This is a genomic window from Pseudomonas sp. MT92 (assembly GCF_058792515.1).
In genome coordinates this window covers 44,456-61,553 of the sequence record NZ_JBXAFA010000002.1, presented here as the reverse complement: position 1 = coordinate 61,553, position 17,098 = coordinate 44,456, and the positions used below count along the sequence as shown (strand labels likewise).

Annotated in this window: 22 protein-coding genes; 15 read left to right on the top strand and 7 right to left on the bottom strand. The window is 58.9% G+C overall.

The genetic code is table 11. The features are described 5' to 3' along the window. Positions 1–5: 5 nt before the first annotated feature. The 7 genes from catC (at position 6) to AC1Q6D_RS03225 (ending at position 6,527) form a co-directional block, all read left to right on the top strand. Positions 6–296 (top strand): muconolactone Delta-isomerase, encoded by a 291-nt coding sequence (catC, locus tag AC1Q6D_RS03255; protein WP_007978984.1) that lies wholly within the window; start codon positions 6–8, stop codon positions 294–296. 55 nt (positions 297–351) lie between these two features. Further along, complete coding sequence (gene catA / locus AC1Q6D_RS03250; protein ID WP_103404764.1) at positions 352–1,281, top strand: catechol 1,2-dioxygenase; 930 nt, start codon at positions 352–354, stop codon at positions 1,279–1,281. Positions 1,282–1,462: 181 nt separating this feature from the next. Further along, complete coding sequence (locus tag AC1Q6D_RS03245) at positions 1,463–2,422, top strand: AraC family transcriptional regulator (protein WP_103404765.1); 960 nt, start codon at positions 1,463–1,465, stop codon at positions 2,420–2,422. A 274-nt stretch (positions 2,423–2,696) separates the two neighbouring features. Beyond that, entirely contained in the window at positions 2,697–4,061 is a 1,365-nt protein-coding gene (gene benA / locus AC1Q6D_RS03240; protein ID WP_103404766.1) for a benzoate 1,2-dioxygenase large subunit, read from the top strand. Further along, positions 4,058–4,546, top strand: a complete 489-nt coding sequence (gene benB / locus AC1Q6D_RS03235) for a benzoate 1,2-dioxygenase small subunit (protein ID WP_103404767.1) — start codon at positions 4,058–4,060, stop codon at positions 4,544–4,546. Before benA ends, benB begins: the two co-directional genes overlap by 4 nt. A gap of 10 nt (positions 4,547–4,556) precedes the next feature. Next, positions 4,557–5,570 carry a benzoate 1,2-dioxygenase electron transfer component BenC gene (gene benC / locus AC1Q6D_RS03230; protein ID WP_047529938.1) on the top strand — a complete coding sequence of 338 codons (1,014 nt, stop codon included), beginning with the start codon at positions 4,557–4,559 and terminating at the stop codon, positions 5,568–5,570. Positions 5,571–5,753: 183 nt separating this feature from the next. Next, the gene (locus AC1Q6D_RS03225) at positions 5,754–6,527 is read left to right on the top strand and encodes a 1,6-dihydroxycyclohexa-2,4-diene-1-carboxylate dehydrogenase (RefSeq protein WP_103404769.1); all 774 of its coding nucleotides are present in this window, start codon (positions 5,754–5,756) and stop codon (positions 6,525–6,527) included. 11 nt (positions 6,528–6,538) lie between these two features. Here the strand turns inward: AC1Q6D_RS03225 and AC1Q6D_RS03220 are convergent, their stop codons facing one another. Continuing rightward, a complete protein-coding gene (locus AC1Q6D_RS03220) occupies positions 6,539–6,901 on the bottom strand; it encodes an NUDIX hydrolase (RefSeq protein WP_103404770.1) in 363 nt (120 codons plus the stop codon). 216 nt (positions 6,902–7,117) lie between these two features. Here AC1Q6D_RS03220 and AC1Q6D_RS03215 point away from each other — a divergent pair, with 216 nt between their 5' ends. Next, on the top strand, positions 7,118–7,309 hold the full coding sequence (locus AC1Q6D_RS03215; protein ID WP_047529932.1) for a hypothetical protein: 192 nt from the start codon (positions 7,118–7,120) through the stop codon (positions 7,307–7,309). A 59-nt stretch (positions 7,310–7,368) separates the two neighbouring features. Here AC1Q6D_RS03215 and osmE read toward each other — a convergent pair whose 3' ends face one another. Together osmE and AC1Q6D_RS03205 are read right to left on the bottom strand one after the other, a co-directional pair. Beyond that, positions 7,369–7,719 (bottom strand): osmotically-inducible lipoprotein OsmE, encoded by a 351-nt coding sequence (osmE, locus tag AC1Q6D_RS03210; protein ID WP_090462424.1) that lies wholly within the window; start codon positions 7,717–7,719, stop codon positions 7,369–7,371. Between the two features lie 13 nt (positions 7,720–7,732). After that, positions 7,733–7,975 carry a hypothetical protein gene (locus AC1Q6D_RS03205; protein WP_047529928.1) on the bottom strand — a complete coding sequence of 81 codons (243 nt, stop codon included), beginning with the start codon at positions 7,973–7,975 and terminating at the stop codon, positions 7,733–7,735. Positions 7,976–8,138: 163 nt separating this feature from the next. Here AC1Q6D_RS03205 and AC1Q6D_RS03200 point away from each other — a divergent pair, with 163 nt between their 5' ends. The 3 genes from AC1Q6D_RS03200 to AC1Q6D_RS03190 all read left to right on the top strand — a co-directional run bounded on the left by AC1Q6D_RS03200 (position 8,139) and on the right by AC1Q6D_RS03190 (position 9,872). Further along, entirely contained in the window at positions 8,139–8,357 is a 219-nt protein-coding gene (locus AC1Q6D_RS03200; RefSeq protein WP_103404811.1) for a hypothetical protein, read from the top strand. Positions 8,358–8,446: 89 nt separating this feature from the next. After that, positions 8,447–8,788 (top strand): hypothetical protein, encoded by a 342-nt coding sequence (locus tag AC1Q6D_RS03195; RefSeq protein WP_103404771.1) that lies wholly within the window; start codon positions 8,447–8,449, stop codon positions 8,786–8,788. Between the two features lie 574 nt (positions 8,789–9,362). Further along, complete coding sequence (locus AC1Q6D_RS03190; protein ID WP_178083134.1) at positions 9,363–9,872, top strand: hypothetical protein; 510 nt, start codon at positions 9,363–9,365, stop codon at positions 9,870–9,872. A 70-nt stretch (positions 9,873–9,942) separates the two neighbouring features. On the opposite strand, the gene AC1Q6D_RS03185 is transcribed toward AC1Q6D_RS03190, so the two are convergent. Together AC1Q6D_RS03185 and AC1Q6D_RS03180 are read right to left on the bottom strand one after the other, a co-directional pair. After that, entirely contained in the window at positions 9,943–10,590 is a 648-nt protein-coding gene (locus AC1Q6D_RS03185; protein WP_103404772.1) for a helix-turn-helix domain-containing protein, read from the bottom strand. Beyond that, positions 10,587–10,748: a hypothetical protein gene (locus AC1Q6D_RS03180; RefSeq protein WP_178083135.1), complete on the bottom strand. Its 162-nt coding sequence runs from the start codon at positions 10,746–10,748 to the stop codon at positions 10,587–10,589. Before AC1Q6D_RS03180 ends, AC1Q6D_RS03185 begins: the two co-directional genes overlap by 4 nt. A 265-nt stretch (positions 10,749–11,013) precedes the next feature. Between AC1Q6D_RS03180 and AC1Q6D_RS03175 the strand changes: the two genes are divergently transcribed. Continuing rightward, entirely contained in the window at positions 11,014–11,229 is a 216-nt protein-coding gene (locus tag AC1Q6D_RS03175; protein ID WP_003173733.1) for a TOBE domain-containing protein, read from the top strand. A gap of 70 nt (positions 11,230–11,299) precedes the next feature. On the opposite strand, the gene AC1Q6D_RS03170 is transcribed toward AC1Q6D_RS03175, so the two are convergent. After that, complete coding sequence (locus tag AC1Q6D_RS03170; protein WP_047529914.1) at positions 11,300–11,932, bottom strand: response regulator; 633 nt, start codon at positions 11,930–11,932, stop codon at positions 11,300–11,302. Positions 11,933–11,965: 33 nt separating this feature from the next. Continuing rightward, positions 11,966–13,327 (bottom strand): cache domain-containing protein, encoded by a 1,362-nt coding sequence (locus tag AC1Q6D_RS03165; protein ID WP_047529913.1) that lies wholly within the window; start codon positions 13,325–13,327, stop codon positions 11,966–11,968. Positions 13,328–13,672: 345 nt separating this feature from the next. On the opposite strand from AC1Q6D_RS03165, the gene AC1Q6D_RS03160 reads away from it, so the two are divergent. The 3 genes from AC1Q6D_RS03160 (at position 13,673) to AC1Q6D_RS03150 (ending at position 17,070) form a co-directional block, all read left to right on the top strand. Beyond that, a complete protein-coding gene (locus tag AC1Q6D_RS03160; protein WP_047529912.1) occupies positions 13,673–15,730 on the top strand; it encodes a carbon starvation CstA family protein in 2,058 nt (685 codons plus the stop codon). A 14-nt stretch (positions 15,731–15,744) separates the two neighbouring features. Next, positions 15,745–15,942: a YbdD/YjiX family protein gene (locus AC1Q6D_RS03155; protein ID WP_103404773.1), complete on the top strand. Its 198-nt coding sequence runs from the start codon at positions 15,745–15,747 to the stop codon at positions 15,940–15,942. A 222-nt stretch (positions 15,943–16,164) separates the two neighbouring features. Next, complete coding sequence (locus tag AC1Q6D_RS03150; RefSeq protein WP_103404774.1) at positions 16,165–17,070, top strand: hypothetical protein; 906 nt, start codon at positions 16,165–16,167, stop codon at positions 17,068–17,070. Positions 17,071–17,098 lie beyond the last annotated feature (28 nt).

Below are 17,098 nucleotides of genomic sequence, written 5' to 3'. Positions count from 1 at the left end.
GCATTATGCTGTTCCACGTAAAAATGACCGTGAACCTGCCGGTCGATATGAATCCGGAAGCAGCCGCCAGACTGAAAGCTGACGAGAAAGCCCTGGCCCAACGCCTGCAAGAGCAAGGCAAGTGGCGCCACCTGTGGCGAATCGCCGGGCACTACGCGAACTACAGCGTGTTCGATGTCGACAGCGTTCAGGAACTGCACGACCTGCTCATGCAATTGCCGTTGTTCCCGTACATGGCCATCGAGATCGATGCGATGTGCCGCCATCCTTCTTCCATCCGTGACGATGACCGCTGAACTCCGCCCGTTCAGCTCGCAACGCCAATAATTACAAGATGAGGAACCTACCAAAATGAACATCAAGATTTCCCATACTGCCGAAGTCCAGAAATTTCTCGAAGAGGCCAGCGGCCTGTTCAACGATGCTGGCAACCCACGCGTCAAGGCCCTGATGTACCGCATCCTGCGTGATTCGGTGAACATCATTGAAGACCTGGCCGTGACCCCGGAGGAATTCTGGAAAGCCGTTAACTACCTCAACGTACTGGGCGCGCGCCAAGAGGCCGGGCTGGTGGTGGCCGGGCTTGGCCTGGAGCATTACCTCGACCTGCTGATGGATGCCGAAGACGAACAGGCCGGCAAATCCGGCGGCACGCCGCGCACCATCGAGGGCCCGTTGTACGTGGCTGGCGCACCGCTGTCGCAAGGCGAAGCTCGCCTCGATGATGGCGTCGATCCCGGTGTGACGCTGTTCATGCAAGGTCGCGTGTTCAACACCGCTGGCGAACCGCTGGTCGGCGCCGTGGTGGACGTGTGGCACGCCAACACCGGCGGCACCTACTCGTACTTCGATACCGCACAATCGGAATTCAACCTGCGTCGCCGTATCGTCACTGATGCCGAAGGCCGCTACCGTTTCCGCAGCATCGTGCCGTCGGGTTACGGCTGCCCTCCGGACGGTCCGACCCAGCAACTGCTCGATCAGCTGGGCCGTCACGGTCAGCGCCCGGCGCACATCCACTTCTTCATTTCCGCGCCGGACCATCGTCACCTGACCACCCAAATCAACCTCGATGGCGATCAATACCTGCATGACGATTTCGCCTACGCCACCCGTGACGAGTTGATCGCCAAAATCACCTTCAGTGATGACCAGGCGCGTGCAGCGGCCCACGGTGTCAGCGGTCGGTTTGCGGAAATCGAGTTCGACTTCACGCTGCAATCGTCGGCTCAGCCTGAAGAACAGCAGCGCCACGAGCGGGTCCGCGCACTGGAGGACTGATAGCAAAATCCTGTAGGAGCAGCCGGTCGACGCTCGACTGCTGGCGATGGTCGTTAACGATAACGCGTGTTTACTGGCTAAACGCGGTGTTCTCGAGTCCATCGCGAACAGGCTCGCTCCTACAGGTGATTCGGTTCTAGAATGAAATGATGCAACCCAAAATAACAATCAGAGTGACCCGATGATGCAAGCGCAACTGTTGAGTCAGCGCAGCAGAGTGTTCGACCACGCCGACCCCCATGCGGTGTCTGGCTACGTCAATCAGCATGTCGGCAACCATTGTATTCTCATGCCCCGGGCAGGCCGCCCGCTGGCCAGTCTCGACCATCGCAAATTCGCCAGCCTCGATCTGTGTCGCATCAGCTACGGTGGCAGCGTGCGGGTGACCTCGGGTGCGCTGGAGGATATCTACCACCTGCAAGTGTTGTTGCGCGGCAACTGCCTGTGGCGCGGGCACGGCCAGGAACATTACTTCGCCCCCGGTGAATTGCTGCTGATCAACCCCGACGATCCGGTCGATCTGACGTACTCGGCCGATTGCGAAAAATTCATTCTGAAAGTCCCCACCCGGTTGTTCGAGTCGGTCTGCGATGAGCAGCGCTGGCGTTATCCGGGGCAGGGCGTGCGGTTTCTGGAGAGCCGTTACCAGCTCAATGAGCTGGAAGGTTTCGTCGGCTTGCTGGCGATGATTTGCCAGGAGGCCGAGGCCACCGAGCAGATTCCCAGGGTGCAGGAGCATTACGCACAGATCATCGTCAGCAAGATGCTCAGCCTGATGAAGACCAATGTCAGTCGCGTGTGCCTCGGTTCGCCGACGGCCACCTTCGACGTAATCGCCGATTACATTGCGCGCAACCTCAAGCAAGACATCGACAGCGAAGAACTGGCGCGGCAGGCCAGCATGAGCCTGCGTTCGTTGTATGGCCTGTTTGAACGCAATGCCGGGCTCACACCGAAAAACTACATCCGCCAGAAACGCCTGGAACGCATCAATGCCTGTCTGAGTGACCCGACCTGCAACGTGCGCAACGTCACTGAAGTGGCGATGGATTACGGTTTCCTGCACCTTGGTCGATTCTCCGACAGCTACCGCAAGCAGTTCGGCGAGCTACCCTCCGACACCCTCAAGCGCCGCCACTGAAACCTTCAGGCTTGATGTTGTCTGGTCTGGCCCTATCGCGAGCAAGCTCGCTCCCACAGTGATTTCGGTTGGACGCAAAACTTGTGTTCAGCCACTAGACCTGTGGGGAGCGGGCTTGCCCGCGAAGAGGCCCGTACATTCTCCATCGATGGCGCATGACACAACGCCAGCCCCCTGCACAAAACGGATACAGGTCTGCATTCCGCGGATAGTCCGTCATATCCCCCCGTCCTAGCATGACCCTGCCTGAACAATAACAACGGAGGCGGCGGCCATGACCCTGCGACCTGAATATATTCACTCCCTGCTTGAAGACGACCCTGCCCAAGGCCTGTATCGCTGCAAGCGCGAGATGTTCACCGACCCGCGCCTGTTCGATCTGGAGATGCAGCACATCTTCGAAGGCAACTGGCTGTACCTGGCCCACGAAAGCCAGATTCCCAATATCAACGATTTCTACACCACCACCATGGGGCGCCAGTCGATCTTCATCGCGCGCAACAAGGATGGTGTGCTCAACGCCTTCATCAACGCTTGCAGTCATCGCGGTGCGACCCTGTGCCGGCACAAGTCCGGCAACAAGAGCTCCTATACCTGCCCGTTCCACGGCTGGACGTTCAACAACTCCGGCAAGCTGCTCAAGGTCAAGGACCCGGCCAACGCCGGCTACCCGGCGAGCTTCAACTGCGAAGGCTCCCACGACCTGACCAAAGTTGCGCGTTTCGAGTCCTATCGCGGTTTCCTGTTCGGCAGCCTCAAGGCCGATGTAGTGCCGTTGGTGGAGCACCTGGGCGAGTCGGCGAAGATCATCGACATGATCGTTGACCAGTCCGTCGATGGCCTGGAAGTGCTACGCGGTTCCTCCACCTATATCTACGAAGGCAACTGGAAACTCACCGCCGAAAACGGTGCCGACGGTTATCACGTCAGCTCCGTGCACTGGAACTACGCCGCCACCCAGAACCAGCGCAAGCAGCGCGAAGCCGGTGACGAAAACCCGACCATGAGCGCCGGCAGCTGGGCCAAGCAGGGCGGTGGTTTCTATTCCTTCGACAAGGGCCACATGCTGCTCTGGACCCGCTGGGCCAACCCAGAGGACCGTCCTTTGTACGAACGTCGCGACGAGCTCGCCCAGGACTTCGGCAAGGCTCGCGCCGACTGGATGATCGAGAACTCGCGCAACCTGTGCCTGTACCCGAACGTGTACCTGATGGACCAGTTCAGCTCGCAGATCCGCATTGCCCGGCCGATCTCGGTCAATCGCACGGAAATCACCATCTATTGCATCGCCCCCAAAGGCGAAAGCGACCACGCGCGTTCGAGCCGGATTCGTCAGTACGAAGACTTCTTCAATGTCAGCGGCATGGCCACGCCGGACGACCTGGAGGAGTTCCGCTCCTGCCAGACCAGCTACCAGGGCAGCGTCACCACTTGGAACGACATGTCCCGGGGTGCCGAGCACTGGATCGAAGGTGCAGACGAAGCCGCGAAAGAGATCGACCTGCATCCGCTGCTCAGCGGTGTGCGCACCGAAGATGAAGGCTTGTTCGTGCTGCAACACAAATATTGGCAGCAGACCATGCTCAAGGCCCTGGCGGCCGAGCAGTCCGAGTTGATTGCCGTGGAGACCGTGCAATGACCATCACCTATGACCGCGTGCGCGATTTTCTCTACCGCGAAGCACGTTACCTCGATGACCGGCAATGGGATGAGTGGCTGGAGATGTACGCGCCGGACGCTACATTCTGGATGCCGTCGTGGGACGACAACGACGAGTTGACCGAAGACCCGCAGCGGGAAATCTCGCTGATCTGGTACGGCAACCGCACCGGCCTGGAAGACCGCGTCTTCCGCATCAAGACCGAGCGTTCCAGCGCGAGCATTCCGGACACTCGCACTTCGCACAACATCAGCAACATCGAGTTGCTCGAACAGGCCGACGGACTGTGCAAGGTGCGCTTCAACTGGCACACCCTGAGCTTTCGCTACAAGACCGTCGACAGCTATTTCGGCAGCAGTTTCTACACCCTCGATGTGCGCGGTGAGAATCCGCTGATCAAGGCCAAGAAAGTGATCCTGAAGAACGACTACGTTCGTCAGGTCATCGATGTTTATCACCTGTGAGGCGGCCGTCATGACCCATTCCATTGCGTTCAACTTCGAAGACGGCGTCACCCGGTTCATCGACGCCAATGCCGGCGAAACCGTGGCCGATGCCGCGTACCGTCAGGGCATCAACATTCCGCTGGACTGCCGCGACGGTGCCTGCGGTACTTGCAAGTGCTTTGCCGAGGCCGGTCGCTACGACCTGGGCGAGGAGTACATCGAAGACGCCCTCAGCGCCGATGAAGCCGAGCAGGGCTTTGTCCTCACCTGCCAGATGCGCGCCCAGAGCGATTGCGTGGTGCGGGTGCCGGTATCGTCGGACGTCTGCCGCACCCAGCAAGCCAGCTACGACGCCACCATCAGTGCCGTGCGCCAGTTGTCCGACAGCACCATCGCGCTGTCGATCAAGGGCGAGGCCTTGAACAAGCTGGCGTTCCTGCCGGGGCAATATGTGAACCTCGGCATTCCGGGCAGCGGTCAAACCCGTGCCTATTCGTTCAGCTCGTTGCAGCGCGACGGCGAAGTCAGTTTTCTGATTCGCAACGTGCCTGGCGGCCTGATGAGCAGCTTCCTCACCGGCATGGCCAAGGCCGGCGACAGCATGAGCCTGGCCGGACCCCTGGGCAGTTTTTACCTGCGCGACATCCGTCGGCCGCTGTTGTTGCTGGCCGGCGGCACCGGGCTGGCGCCATTCACCGCAATGCTGGAGAAAATCGCCGAGCAGGGCAGTGAGCATCCGCTGCACTTGATCTACGGCGTGACCCACGATTTCGACCTGGTGGAGCTCGATCGCCTGGAAGCCTTCGCCGCGCGCATCCCGAACTTCAGCTACAGCGCCTGCGTGGCCAGTCCCGACAGTCAGCACCCGCTCAAGGGCTATGTGACCCAGCACATCGAGCCGAAGCATTTGAACGATGGCGACGTTGATGTCTACCTGTGCGGCCCGCCGCCGATGGTGGAAGCGGTCAGCAAGTACATCGGCGAGCAGGGCATCAAGCCTGCGAACTTCTACTACGAAAAATTCGCCGCCAGCGCGGCGTAAGTTGTGCGCAAATCCCGTGCACGACACAGAACCCATGTGGGAGCGAGTCTGCTCGCGATGAGGGCAGAACATTCGACATCGATGTTGCCTGTGAGCCGGCTATCGTGAGCAGGCTCGCTCCCACAGAACTGTGTTTCGTCCGGTACTTCTTCATTGACCTGCATCCTTAGTCATGGGGTACACATGAACAGATTCCACGAAAAAGTCGCGCTGATCACCGGCGCTGCCCAGGGCATCGGGCGCCGGGTTGCCGAACGTATGGCCGCCGAAGGCGCAAAGTTGATCCTGGTCGATCGTTCCGACCTGGTGTTCGAGGTGCAGACGGCACTGTCACAGACCAGCCAGGTCCTGGCCCTGACTGCCGATCTTGAGCAATACGATGAATGCAACCGGGTGATGCACACCGCCGTCGAACGCTTTGGTCGGCTCGACGTGCTGATCAACAACGTGGGCGGCACGATCTGGGCCAAGCCGTTCGAGCACTACGAGGCCGCGCAGATCGAGGCCGAAGTGCGCCGCTCGCTGTTTCCGACGCTGTGGTGCTGCCATGCCGCGCTGCCATTCATGCTGGAACAGGGCAGCGGGGCGATCGTCAACGTTTCGTCCATTGCCACCCGTAGCGTCAACCGCGTGCCGTATGGCGCGGCGAAAGGCGGGGTGAATGCGCTGACTGCGTGCCTGGCGTTCGAAACCGCCGGGCGCGGCGTGCGAGTCAATGCCACCGCGCCGGGCGGCACCGAAGCGCCACCTCGGGTCATTCCGCGCAACAGTGCCGAGCAGAGTGCACAAGAGAAAATCTGGTACCAGCAGATCGTCGATCAAACCCTCGACAGCAGTTTGATGAAGCGCTATGGCACGCTGGATGAACAGGCCGGGGCGATTCTGTTTCTGGCCAGCGACGAAGCGTCCTATATCACCGGCATGGTCATGCCCGTGGGCGGTGGCGATCAGGGCTGACGCACAGGCCGTTACAGGCGACGCTGAAACGCTTTGATGATGCGCAGCGTGGCGTCGCTGGTGCTCAGGTTTTGTACGGTATCCAGCGGGAACCAGATGAAGTCGACAATTTCATTTTGCGCCCGGACCTCATGCAGATTCACCACGGAGGCTTCGTAGACGTGGTGTCGGGTATCGCCGGTTTCCAGTTCCATCAGGTACAGCATCTCGTCGGCGTAAAGGCCGGTTTCTTCCTGCAGTTCGCGTATGGCGGCGTCAGCCCGGGTTTCTCCGGGCTCGACTTTGCCACCGGGCAGCGCCCAGCGGCACCTCAGCTTACGCACGAGGAGAATGTGTCGGTCCTGCTCGCAAATGACGGTTGCGCGTACTTTCATGTGTGACCTGATGGCTTGCTGTCATTAAACTGTAACAAAAATGCAATATTCACGCCGCGTGCCGTTTTGCCTGTGGCTGTGCTGTTCGATGCGAGTCATACCTGAAAGTGCCATTGAATCGGTCGTGGTGATACGACGTCTGGTCGGCATTCGGACAAAGGGTGGGTGTAAGGTAGGCACGTCAACGTGGACATCACTGCCAAAACGGAGGTGACTATGAGTCTTTCGATGTTGAACAAGATGCATATGAACGGCTATGACGTAATCAGCGTGAACAACGGTCCGTGGCGGGTATGCACCAAAGGTGACCGTCTTGCCTCATTTGGTAGCCGCGAAGAAGCACTGGCGTTTGCAGCGTCGCTTCCTGGCTACAAGGCACGTTCGGGCAGGCAGGCGAACAGCCAGTAAGCCAGTTGATTGCATGTAAAGCCCCGGCATTCCGGGGCTTTTTGACGTTGACGCGGTGGTCAGTAGCCTCCGCCACCGGAGTGCGAAGGCTCCCTGGCTTTTTGTTGTGCGTGGCTCCATTCGGCGCAAGTCATGAAACTGGTGTGGTCGACCTTTCCGCGGCTGTCGAAACTGACGTTGTACGGCTGTTTTTTGCCGGATTGGGTCAACGTGTAATCGAAGCAGGTGCCGGGCTCGACGGTGCGGTCCGTTATCGATAGCGGTGGGCCGCCGATCTGCTGGACCTGTTCCTTGCTCATGCCGGTGTCGACCTTGGCCACCAGCGGCTGCCCCCGGAACGCCCCAGACTCGGTATTACAGCCACTCAATGCCGTCAGCACCACGACCAGCGAGCACAGAAGCCTGTTCATGTCGGCGCTCCGCTCAGTGAGTTTTGGTGGTTCGACTGATGGCCCGGGCTTTGACTTCTTCGGCGTAACCCGCCAATCGTCCTTCATTGCTCTGGAAAACTTCGCACAGCCGCAGGGCGGCCTGTGCGTCTACGTCATTGCCGGCCTGGCGCAACTGCTCGGCGATGCGTAACAGTTCCACGGCAGACCACCTCAGATCCGACGCAACACTCTGCAAATCACGGCGAAGTTCTTGTTCCGACTCGTTAAGCCACATGATGACCTCCTGAATGTCCGCGCTACGAAATTTTAGACCCGTTTCCCAACGGGGCGTTGTGTTCGTCTGATCCCGTGCGGCTTCCTTTGGTCGGGAAGTTTGCGCGAACTCGTAAATCCGCTGTCGTATTGGAGTATCGATTTCCTGGGCGGGGGCAATGCAAATGACAACGACCGATGACTTCCGGGCGCACGCTCATGAGCTGATCGTGGATCTGGATGCGGCCACCAGCGCAATGATGACACTCATTTGCGAGCACCGGCTCAGTGGGCCGGAATGGGAGCGGGTCACGCAATGGCAGCACGAGGCCTATGAGCGGTGGATGACTTATCTCAACACGCGCTCCTACCCCGGCCCCGGCGATAATACGGTCGGCCATTGAGTGGCCGGACTCACCAATGCCGTTGTGAGAAATGGATGTCAGGGCGACGACACGCTACATTTCACGTTTTCAGGAATTAAGGGCGCTTTATGCAGAGCCGGATGTTGATGGGCGGAGTTGGATTGGCGTTATTGGCGGGGTGTTCATTGCCGACGTCCCTGGTTCCAGGTGAACCGAACGTCAGCAAGTACAGTGAAAAGACTCCAAAAGAGCTTGCGGCATGTGTGTTGCCCGAGTGGCAGAAGGAGGTATCCCACACCACTCAGATCTCGATTTCCAACGGCTACAGGATTACCGCGCCGAGTATCGTCACTGCCGATGAAGTGCTGGATATCGTGAAGTACAAGGATGGCAGCCGCGTATCACTTTATCAGGGGCCACCCTGGGCCAAATCAAACGCGCTGCGCAAGGGCGTGCGCGACTGTCTGTAGGATTCAATCGGATAGTTCAATGACCTGGATGAGTTGATCGTCACCGGTGTGGGCGGCAGCGGATCCTCTGATCCCGATTGCATGACTCAGGTTTCGCCCAAGTTAAGGTGATTTCTACCTTAGCCTTAAAAAATATCAGGATATTTAGAGGGTTAGAACGCTTAGTAACCAGGTGGTTAATTAAAATATCTTGTTACAGAGAGAAATATTCCGTAATATCCGCGCCGCGTTCACCACCACGGTTTATGCATTTTTAAATCCCAGGCGTCCATCAGCTGCCTGGGATTTTTTTTGCCTGAAAATCAGCCGCGTTTAGAACGATTATTTCCTTCGGTTATTTAATTAGACTCGACTGGCATATCCATAACCGCGAAATCCACGTCATCGCTTTTGCCTTGTCCGTGATCGAAGACAATCATTTGTCATAACGGAAATATCCGTCCTGCCTGCCTCGTTAAAGCTGCCCTGACATCGACTTTGGCTGTTTGACCATCAGCTTGTTGCGCCTGGCCGATTCCATAGAATCCGTCCCATCAGCTTCGTCCAACTATCCGATCCTTCAGGGAGCAACACCATGATGAACGCCATGCCGATGCAAATGCCGATGAACACCAGCATGCCAACGATGCCGATGATGGGCATGCCGATGATGATGGCGACCATGACCTGCGAAATGATGGACGACGGCATGATGTGCAAGATGATGCCGTCCGCTGGCATGGACATGGCGATGTTCAAGAACAGCGCTGAAATGATGCAGATGATGATGAACTGCGGCATGCCGATGATGATGCACTGCGGCAACATGAGCATGATGTGCATGTCTCAGGCGAGCATGGCCATGCCGATGATGAACATGATGATGCCAATGGCGATGATGGGCATGCCGATGCCATCGATGAAGTGCGTGATGGAATGCACCATGATGGCCGACGGCATGATGTGCAAAATCATGCCGATGGCCGGCATGAGCATGGACATGATGAAAAACTGCTGCGCCCTGATGATGAAAATGATGAACGATTGCAGCATGCCGATGATGATGAGCTGCAATGGCATGCCACTGATGTGCTGCACCTGCTGATCCCTGGCGGCAAGCGTTGAAAAGCCCGGCCAATGCGAATTGGCCGGGCTTTTCATTGGCTATCTGCGGTTCAGTCCAGGCGTTCGGGGTAAGTCACCACCAGGTACGCCACCGCTTCACTGTCGGCGGGGTTGCGATAGCGATGGGGCTGGTCGGCATAAAACAGAATCGAATCCCCGGTGGAAAGCAGATAGCGCTCATCGTTGACGCTGATTTCCAGCACCCCCTGAGCCACCACCAGGTTTTCCTGGACACCAGGACCATGCCCCTCGGACTGATCCTCGCCCAGCGGGCTCAAGCGCAACTCGTAAAATTCCGATTGTCGCGCAACGTCGTAGGGAAACAGGGCGCGACTGACAAAAGTGCCGCTGGCGCTGACCAGGCGCTTGCTCTGACTGGCCGACAATACCGCCACGCCTTCAAAGGCCCGATGCTCAAGAAAGGCGGCCACCGATACCTTCAAGCCCTTGGCGATTTTGCACAGCACTTTGATCGACGGCACGCTGCGGCCGGATTCGATCTGCGCGAGCATCGCCCGGCTTACACCGCACAGTCGGGCCAGGGCATCGAGGGACAGAAGGCGCTTGCTGCGCAGGCGTTGAAGATTCTGTGCGACCCGCTCGCAGTTGGCATCTTCATCCTGTGGGTCCAGGTGATTCAAATCCAGTACCGGTTCATCGGCGCTCACCAGCAAGCGCGAGGGTTGATGCGCGTTCACGCGTGACGCGTCTCGCTGGCCCGGGCGGCTTGTACCCATTGAAACGCCTGGAGTCCGGCGTTGCGTGCATACATTTCCCACATGGCCCGAGCCCGTTGCTGAGCGTGTTTGCGTTTGCGATAGCTGGCGAAGTCGATGAGGTTGTCAGTCGGATTCATGGGGCACTTCACTGTGTAGATGAATGACGGGATGAAGTGAGAGTACGTGGATATTTTTATAACGATAAATACTGTTTTTGTATTTGTTAATTCTATTTTGTTCTTATTGGAGTCAGCGTTTCAGGCCGTTGAATAGAGCGGCTTGATATCTCCAAAAAGAATAATAAAAGAATTATTTATTCCTTTTAATGTGTATTCACTCAGTGCACCTTGAGGTCCTGCACATCCATGTGGATGTACTCGACATCAGACAGGAAGCCTCACCATGACTATCAAAGCGATCAACGTCCGTAACCAGTTCAAGGGCGTCATCAAGGAAATTCTGCTGGGCGAAGTGGTCTCGGAAATCGACGTGCAAACCGCCTCCGGCATTGTCACATCGGTGATTACCACCCGTTCGGTGCGCGACCTCGAGTTGAAAGTGGGCAGCGAAGTCATTGCCTTCGTGAAATCCACCGAAGTCTCGATTGCCAAGCTCTGAGGCCTGATACGACGGTTACCTGAAGGCGCCGGCTTGCCGGCGACGGCGATCCCGAGGGCACGAATGGGGGTTAGCGCGAAATGATCCCGTGATCGATCGCGTATTTGACCAGGGCCGCGGGTTTGTCGATGTTGAGCTTGCGGCGGATGCTCAGGCGATGGGTTTCCACCGTGCGCACGCTGATGTCCAGCTCTCGTGCCATTTCCTTGTTGTTCAGGCCCTGGGCCATTTTGTAGAGCACCTGGCTTTCACGAGGGGTCAGCTCATTGTCGGTGTTTTTATCGGCGATGAGCCGTTGGGCGATTTCGGCGCTGTAGAAGGTGCCGCCGCTGGTGATGGCCTCGATGGCGGCGATGATCTCCCGTGACGGAGCGTTTTTCAGCACATAGCCGCTGGCACCGGAACGCACCGACTCACTCACATACTCATAGTTATCGTACATGCTCAGCACCAGCACCTTGAGCGCCGGATACTGACTGCGCAGGACGCGGGTCAGTTCAAGGCCGTTCATGTCCCGCAGGCTGATATCGACCAGCAACAGGTCTGGCTGGCAGCGCCCGACCATCTCGATGGCCTCGGCACCGCTCTCGGCTTCACCCACCACTTCCAGGGGCGCCATCACGCCCAACAGCGCCTTGATCCCGTCACGGACCAGGGAGTGATCGTCAACCAGGGCGACGCGGATCGGGGAGGGCAGGGTCATCGTAGGCATTCACTCGTGTTGTTCTGGGCGCAGTCAGCGTTGGCTGCCCGAGGGCTTCATGGGTAGCAGAACATCCAGCGAGCTTCTTCCCGGCATCGAGATCAACTCGAAGCGCCCGCCAAAATGTTCGACACGTTCGCGGATATTACGCAAGCCAATGCCGGCGTGACGACGCTCGACCTGAGCGACGTTGAAACCGACACCGTCATCGACCACCGTCAGGCGCACGTTTTCTTCCGAACCGTGCAAGGTGATGGAGACGTTTTTGGCCTGAGCGTGGCGTTCGATGTTGGTCAGGCCTTCCTGGACGATACGAAACAGCGAAACGGCGGCGCCATCGACCAACTGGCAGTCGAACTCGTTGTCGTTGTACGTCACCGTCAGCCCGCTGCGTTGCTCGAATTCGGCGGCCAGTTGGCCGATGGCGGCCGGCAGGCCCAGGGTGTCGAGCAAGGACGAGCGCAGGTCGTGGGAGAGGCTGCGCACTTCGCCAATCGCCTGGCCCAGGCGTTCAGTGGCGTCTCTCAAAATGCCCAGGCCTTTGTCTTGTCCGTTCTCCAGAACATGGCTGGCCAGTTCGAACTGAAACTTGATCGAGACCAGCACCTGACTGATGCCATCGTGCAGTTCGCGGGAAACCCGTGATCGTTCTTCTTCCTGCAGGCTGACAATGCGCTGGGTCAGGCGCTGCAGTTTTTTATCGGCCAGACGATGTTCGCTGACATTCAGGGTCATGCCGGTGGCGAAGACGAACAGCACCGCCACCAGTGCGACCACGGCAATCGCCATCATCGTCTTGCGAATGCCTTGGGCGACTTCGGCACGGGCCTGCTGGGTAGCGCGTTCGACGTCTTCAAGGTAGATGCCGGTGCCGAGCATCCAGCCCCAACGGTCGAGCATCACCACATAAGCGAGCTTGTCGGTCACCTGGCCGGAGGAGGGCTTGTTCCAGGCGTAGCGTTGAAAGCCTTCGCCCGATTGCGCGCTTTTGAGCAGCGCCTGAATCACCGGCAAACCGTGGGGGTCTTTCATGTCCCACAGGTATTGGCCTACCAGATCCGATTGCCGCGCATGCATCAGGCTGCGGCCCTCGTGGTCATAAACGAAGAAGTAACCGTTGATGCCAAAGCTCAGCTTTCGCAGTTCTTCGAGCACCTGTTGCTGGGCATGCGCGTCACCGTGGCCGTCGTCGTACAGCGGCGCGATCAGGCTCTGCGCCATTTCCACGTAGTTTTTCAGTTCGGCACGCTTGCTCGCCAGAATGCTGTCTTCGATCAGCTGTGCCTGTTGATCACCCAGCTGGCGATTGAGGGAAATCACCAGCGCACAGATGACGGCGATGGCCAGTACCAGCGGCAGAATCCCGAGCGCGACGATTTTGTGTTTGAGCTGCATCTTGACTCCTGCCCCCGCGAAGGCTCGGGATCATATGCCAAACAAGCACCTTGTAGGAGATAGCCAAAGGTCCGCTGGTCGATGCAGACCTCCTGCTCGGGAGGGTCGTCAATTATGACGCGGGTTGTCTGAATGCCCGCGTTGCCCTGAAGTACATCGCGAGCAGGCTCGCTCCTACAGGGGATTGGGGGAGGGGCGTCTACGTAGAACTACGTAGAAAACACGTACGTAGTAACGCGGATTTATTTGTGGACGACATACGGGGATATTGGGCCAGCTCCGCATTGCGGACACAATTATAAAAATTACCGCCGCAGTCCACTGGCTGTCGGCAGGAGACCTTGTATGCCCCGTCTGGCTAAACACCTTGCCTGGTTTGCCGTGGCCGTCCTGGGAGCGGTTGCGCTGAGTGTCGTGGCCTTGCGCCGCGGCGAAGCGATCAACGCCCTGTGGATCGTCGTTGCAGCCGTCGCTATCTATCTGGTTGCTTATCGCTATTACAGCCTGTTCATCGCTAATAAAGTGATGCAGCTCGACCCCAATCGAGCCACTCCCGCTGTGCTCAACAACGATGGTCTGGACTACGTACCGACCAACAAGCACGTGCTCTTCGGTCACCACTTCGCGGCCATCGCGGGCGCGGGTCCGCTGGTCGGTCCGGTGCTGGCGGCGCAAATGGGCTACCTGCCCGGCACGCTGTGGCTGATCGCCGGCGTGGTGCTGGCTGGCGCCGTGCAGGACTTCATGGTCCTGTTCATGTCCACCCGCCGCAACGGCCGCTCCCTGGGCGACATGGTCCGTGAAGAAATGGGCCGCATTCCCGGCACCATTGCGCTGTTCGGCTGCTTCCTGATCATGATCATCATCCTCGCGGTGCTGGCGCTGATCGTGGTCAAGGCCCTGGCGGACAGCCCGTGGGGCATGTTCACGGTGATGGCGACCATCCCGATCGCGATGTTCATGGGCATCTACATGCGCTACATCCGCCCGGGCCGCATCGGTGAAATTTCGGTGATTGGCGTGGTGCTGTTGCTGGGTTCGATCTGGCTGGGCGGGCAGATTGCCGCCGATCCGGTGTGGGCCAAAGCCTTTACCTTCACTGGCATCCAGATTACCTGGATGCTGATCGGCTACGGCTTCGTCGCTGCCGTGCTGCCGGTGTGGCTGATCCTGGCACCGCGCGATTACCTGTCGACCTTCCTGAAAATCGGCACCATCGTGGCCCTGGCCATCGGCATCCTGGTGACCATGCCCGAGCTGAAAATGCCGGCACTGACCCAATTCATCGACGGCACCGGCCCGGTGTGGAAGGGCGGTCTGTTCCCGTTCCTGTTCATCACCATCGCCTGTGGCGCGGTGTCCGGTTTCCACGCGTTGATCGCTTCCGGCACCACACCGAAACTGCTCGCCAGTGAAGGCCATGCCCGTTACATCGGTTACGGCGGCATGTTGATGGAATCCTTCGTCGCCATCATGGCCATGGTCGCGGCTTCGGTGATCGATCCGGGCGTGTATTTCGCTATGAACAGTCCGGCCGCCGTCGTAGGCGCCGATGCCGTGAGCGTCGCGCAAACCGTCAGCAGCTGGGGCTTTGCCATCACCCCGGACGCCCTGCAAGCGGTCGCCAGGGATATCGGTGAAACGACGATCCTGGCCCGTGCCGGTGGTGCGCCGACCCTGGCGGTCGGTATCGCGCAGATCCTGCACCACGTCCTGCCGGGTGAAAACACCATGGCGTTCTGGTACCACTTCGCGATCCTGTTCGAAGCGCTGTTCATCCTGACGGCGGTCGACGCCGGTACGCGTGCCGGTCGCTTCATGCTCCAGGATTTGCTGGGCTCCTTCGTGCCGGCGCTGCGCCGCACGGAATCCTGGACCGCCAACCTCATCGCGACCGCCGGTTGCGTGGCGATGTGGGGTTACCTGCTGTATCAAGGCGTGATCGATCCGCTGGGTGGCATCAATACCCTGTGGCCGCTGTTCGGCATCTCCAACCAGATGCTGGCCGGTATCGCGCTGATGCTCGGCACCGTCGTGCTGATCAAGATGAAACGCCAGCGTTACGTCTGGGTCACGCTGTTGCCTGCCGTGTGGTTGCTGATCTGCACCACCACCGCCGGCTTCATCAAGCTGTTCGACGCCAACCCGGCGATCGGCTTCCTGGCCCTGGCCAAGAAGTACAGCGATGCACTGGCCAACGGCCAGGTGCTGGCGCCGGCCAAGGACATCACGCAGATGCAGCATGTGATCTTCAACGCCTACACCAACGCAACACTGACCGCGCTGTTCCTGTTCGTAGTGTTCAGCATCCTGTTCTTTGCGCTGAAGGTCGGTGTCGCGGCCTGGGGCACCAAGGAGCGTACGGATAAAGAAGCGCCTTTCCAGGCACTGCCAGAGGCGTAAGCGAGGATTGCACCATGTTCAATGACCTGAGTCGTCTTGGTAAATACCTCGGTCAGGCCGCGCGCCTGATGGTCGGCATGCCCGACTACGACAACTACGTCGAGCACATGCAACGCAAGCATCCGGACCAACCGGTGATGGACTACGAGGCGTTCTTCCGCGAACGCCAGGAAGCCCGTTACGGCAGCAAGGCTGGACCGAAGTGTTGTTGAGCAAATGAATAACCGGCCAGTCAGGCCGGGTAAATGAGAAGGTCAGTCAGACCAGGAAGCCCTGCAGGTTCACGCGTGCAGGGCTTTTTTCGTTTCGCTCGGCAGGCATTGGCGCGCCGGTTCACCTTGAGCTGATCCGCCTTTTTCCGCCACGCCTGATGCTTCCCGGCGCAATCGGCTGACCTCTACAGTCAAGAGCGCTACGTTACGGGAGATCAGGTCATGTACAGCTCACTACAAATACCGGGCAGCGCTCGGCAGTTTCACGATCGGATCTATGCCGGCGACATCATTCGTATTACTGAGTTGCCCGCCATGGCGGCACTGGTGGCATTGACCCGTGCATGGCTGGAGGACGCGCTGCATCCCTGGGCGCCGCCAGAGATTCACCGTTATCTGAGCCATGATGAACAAACGCTGCGTTTTGCCCAATGCCAGAACGCCTTTGCCCGCTCGAAAGAGGTTCGCGAGCATTGGCGGGTCGTGGTGGAAAGCCTGGGCCTGGCCCCCGATGCCCTGGCCTGTGACCGCCTGCACCTGCGTTTTCAACCTCACCGAGAACCCCGGCAATCGACGCCGCGCGCCCGCACCACCGCCACCATCGCCTTTCACCGCGATACCTGGGGCTCGAATCTCTATGCACAAACCAACTGGTGGGCGCCGATCTATCCGATCACGACGGGGCGGACCTTTGCCTTGTATCCGCACCTGTGGCAGCAAGCGCTGCGCAATTGCAGTGCGGATTTCGATATGCGCGCGATCCTTGAGCGCTCCCATCGTGACGGTCGTAATGCGGTGGATGCCGACGAGGCCATCCCGCATCTGCTGGAGGCAATCGACCCGCAGCAGGGGTTGGCCGTGGATATCGCCCCGGGGAGCCTGATTGCCTTTTCCGGGGCGCATGCCCATGCCGGCGTCGGTAACAGCACCGGATTGACGCGAATTTCGTTCGAAACCCGCTCCGTTCTGATCGACGACGTGCTGGCCGGGTTGGGCGCGCCGAACATTGATGGTCACGCGCCGTGGCGCACGCCCGGGTTGTTTCGCCGAATAAGCGATACCCGGCGGCTGAACGAAATCCTGGGTTGCGGGTTCATCGAACCCTATCGACGGCCGCAAAACCGCTAGTTATGGATAGCCGTTTGTCGGGCGTATC

Coding starts and splice junctions, on each gene's coding strand:
- catC (WP_007978984.1), top strand. CDS start 6: ATGCTGTTCCACGTAAAAATGACCGTGAACCTGCCGGTCGATATGAAT.
- catA (WP_103404764.1), top strand. CDS start 352: ATGAACATCAAGATTTCCCATACTGCCGAAGTCCAGAAATTTCTCGAA.
- AC1Q6D_RS03245 (WP_103404765.1), top strand. CDS start 1,463: ATGATGCAAGCGCAACTGTTGAGTCAGCGCAGCAGAGTGTTCGACCAC.
- benA (WP_103404766.1), top strand. CDS start 2,697: ATGACCCTGCGACCTGAATATATTCACTCCCTGCTTGAAGACGACCCT.
- benB (WP_103404767.1), top strand. CDS start 4,058: ATGACCATCACCTATGACCGCGTGCGCGATTTTCTCTACCGCGAAGCA.
- benC (WP_047529938.1), top strand. CDS start 4,557: ATGACCCATTCCATTGCGTTCAACTTCGAAGACGGCGTCACCCGGTTC.
- AC1Q6D_RS03225 (WP_103404769.1), top strand. CDS start 5,754: ATGAACAGATTCCACGAAAAAGTCGCGCTGATCACCGGCGCTGCCCAG.
- AC1Q6D_RS03220 (WP_103404770.1), bottom strand. CDS start 6,901: ATGAAAGTACGCGCAACCGTCATTTGCGAGCAGGACCGACACATTCTC.
- AC1Q6D_RS03215 (WP_047529932.1), top strand. CDS start 7,118: ATGAGTCTTTCGATGTTGAACAAGATGCATATGAACGGCTATGACGTA.
- osmE (WP_090462424.1), bottom strand. CDS start 7,719: ATGAACAGGCTTCTGTGCTCGCTGGTCGTGGTGCTGACGGCATTGAGT.
- AC1Q6D_RS03205 (WP_047529928.1), bottom strand. CDS start 7,975: ATGTGGCTTAACGAGTCGGAACAAGAACTTCGCCGTGATTTGCAGAGT.
- AC1Q6D_RS03200 (WP_103404811.1), top strand. CDS start 8,139: ATGACAACGACCGATGACTTCCGGGCGCACGCTCATGAGCTGATCGTG.
- AC1Q6D_RS03195 (WP_103404771.1), top strand. CDS start 8,447: ATGCAGAGCCGGATGTTGATGGGCGGAGTTGGATTGGCGTTATTGGCG.
- AC1Q6D_RS03190 (WP_178083134.1), top strand. CDS start 9,363: ATGATGAACGCCATGCCGATGCAAATGCCGATGAACACCAGCATGCCA.
- AC1Q6D_RS03180 (WP_178083135.1), bottom strand. CDS start 10,748: ATGAATCCGACTGACAACCTCATCGACTTCGCCAGCTATCGCAAACGC.
- AC1Q6D_RS03175 (WP_003173733.1), top strand. CDS start 11,014: ATGACTATCAAAGCGATCAACGTCCGTAACCAGTTCAAGGGCGTCATC.
- AC1Q6D_RS03170 (WP_047529914.1), bottom strand. CDS start 11,932: ATGACCCTGCCCTCCCCGATCCGCGTCGCCCTGGTTGACGATCACTCC.
- AC1Q6D_RS03165 (WP_047529913.1), bottom strand. CDS start 13,327: ATGCAGCTCAAACACAAAATCGTCGCGCTCGGGATTCTGCCGCTGGTA.
- AC1Q6D_RS03160 (WP_047529912.1), top strand. CDS start 13,673: ATGCCCCGTCTGGCTAAACACCTTGCCTGGTTTGCCGTGGCCGTCCTG.
- AC1Q6D_RS03155 (WP_103404773.1), top strand. CDS start 15,745: ATGTTCAATGACCTGAGTCGTCTTGGTAAATACCTCGGTCAGGCCGCG.
- AC1Q6D_RS03150 (WP_103404774.1), top strand. CDS start 16,165: ATGTACAGCTCACTACAAATACCGGGCAGCGCTCGGCAGTTTCACGAT.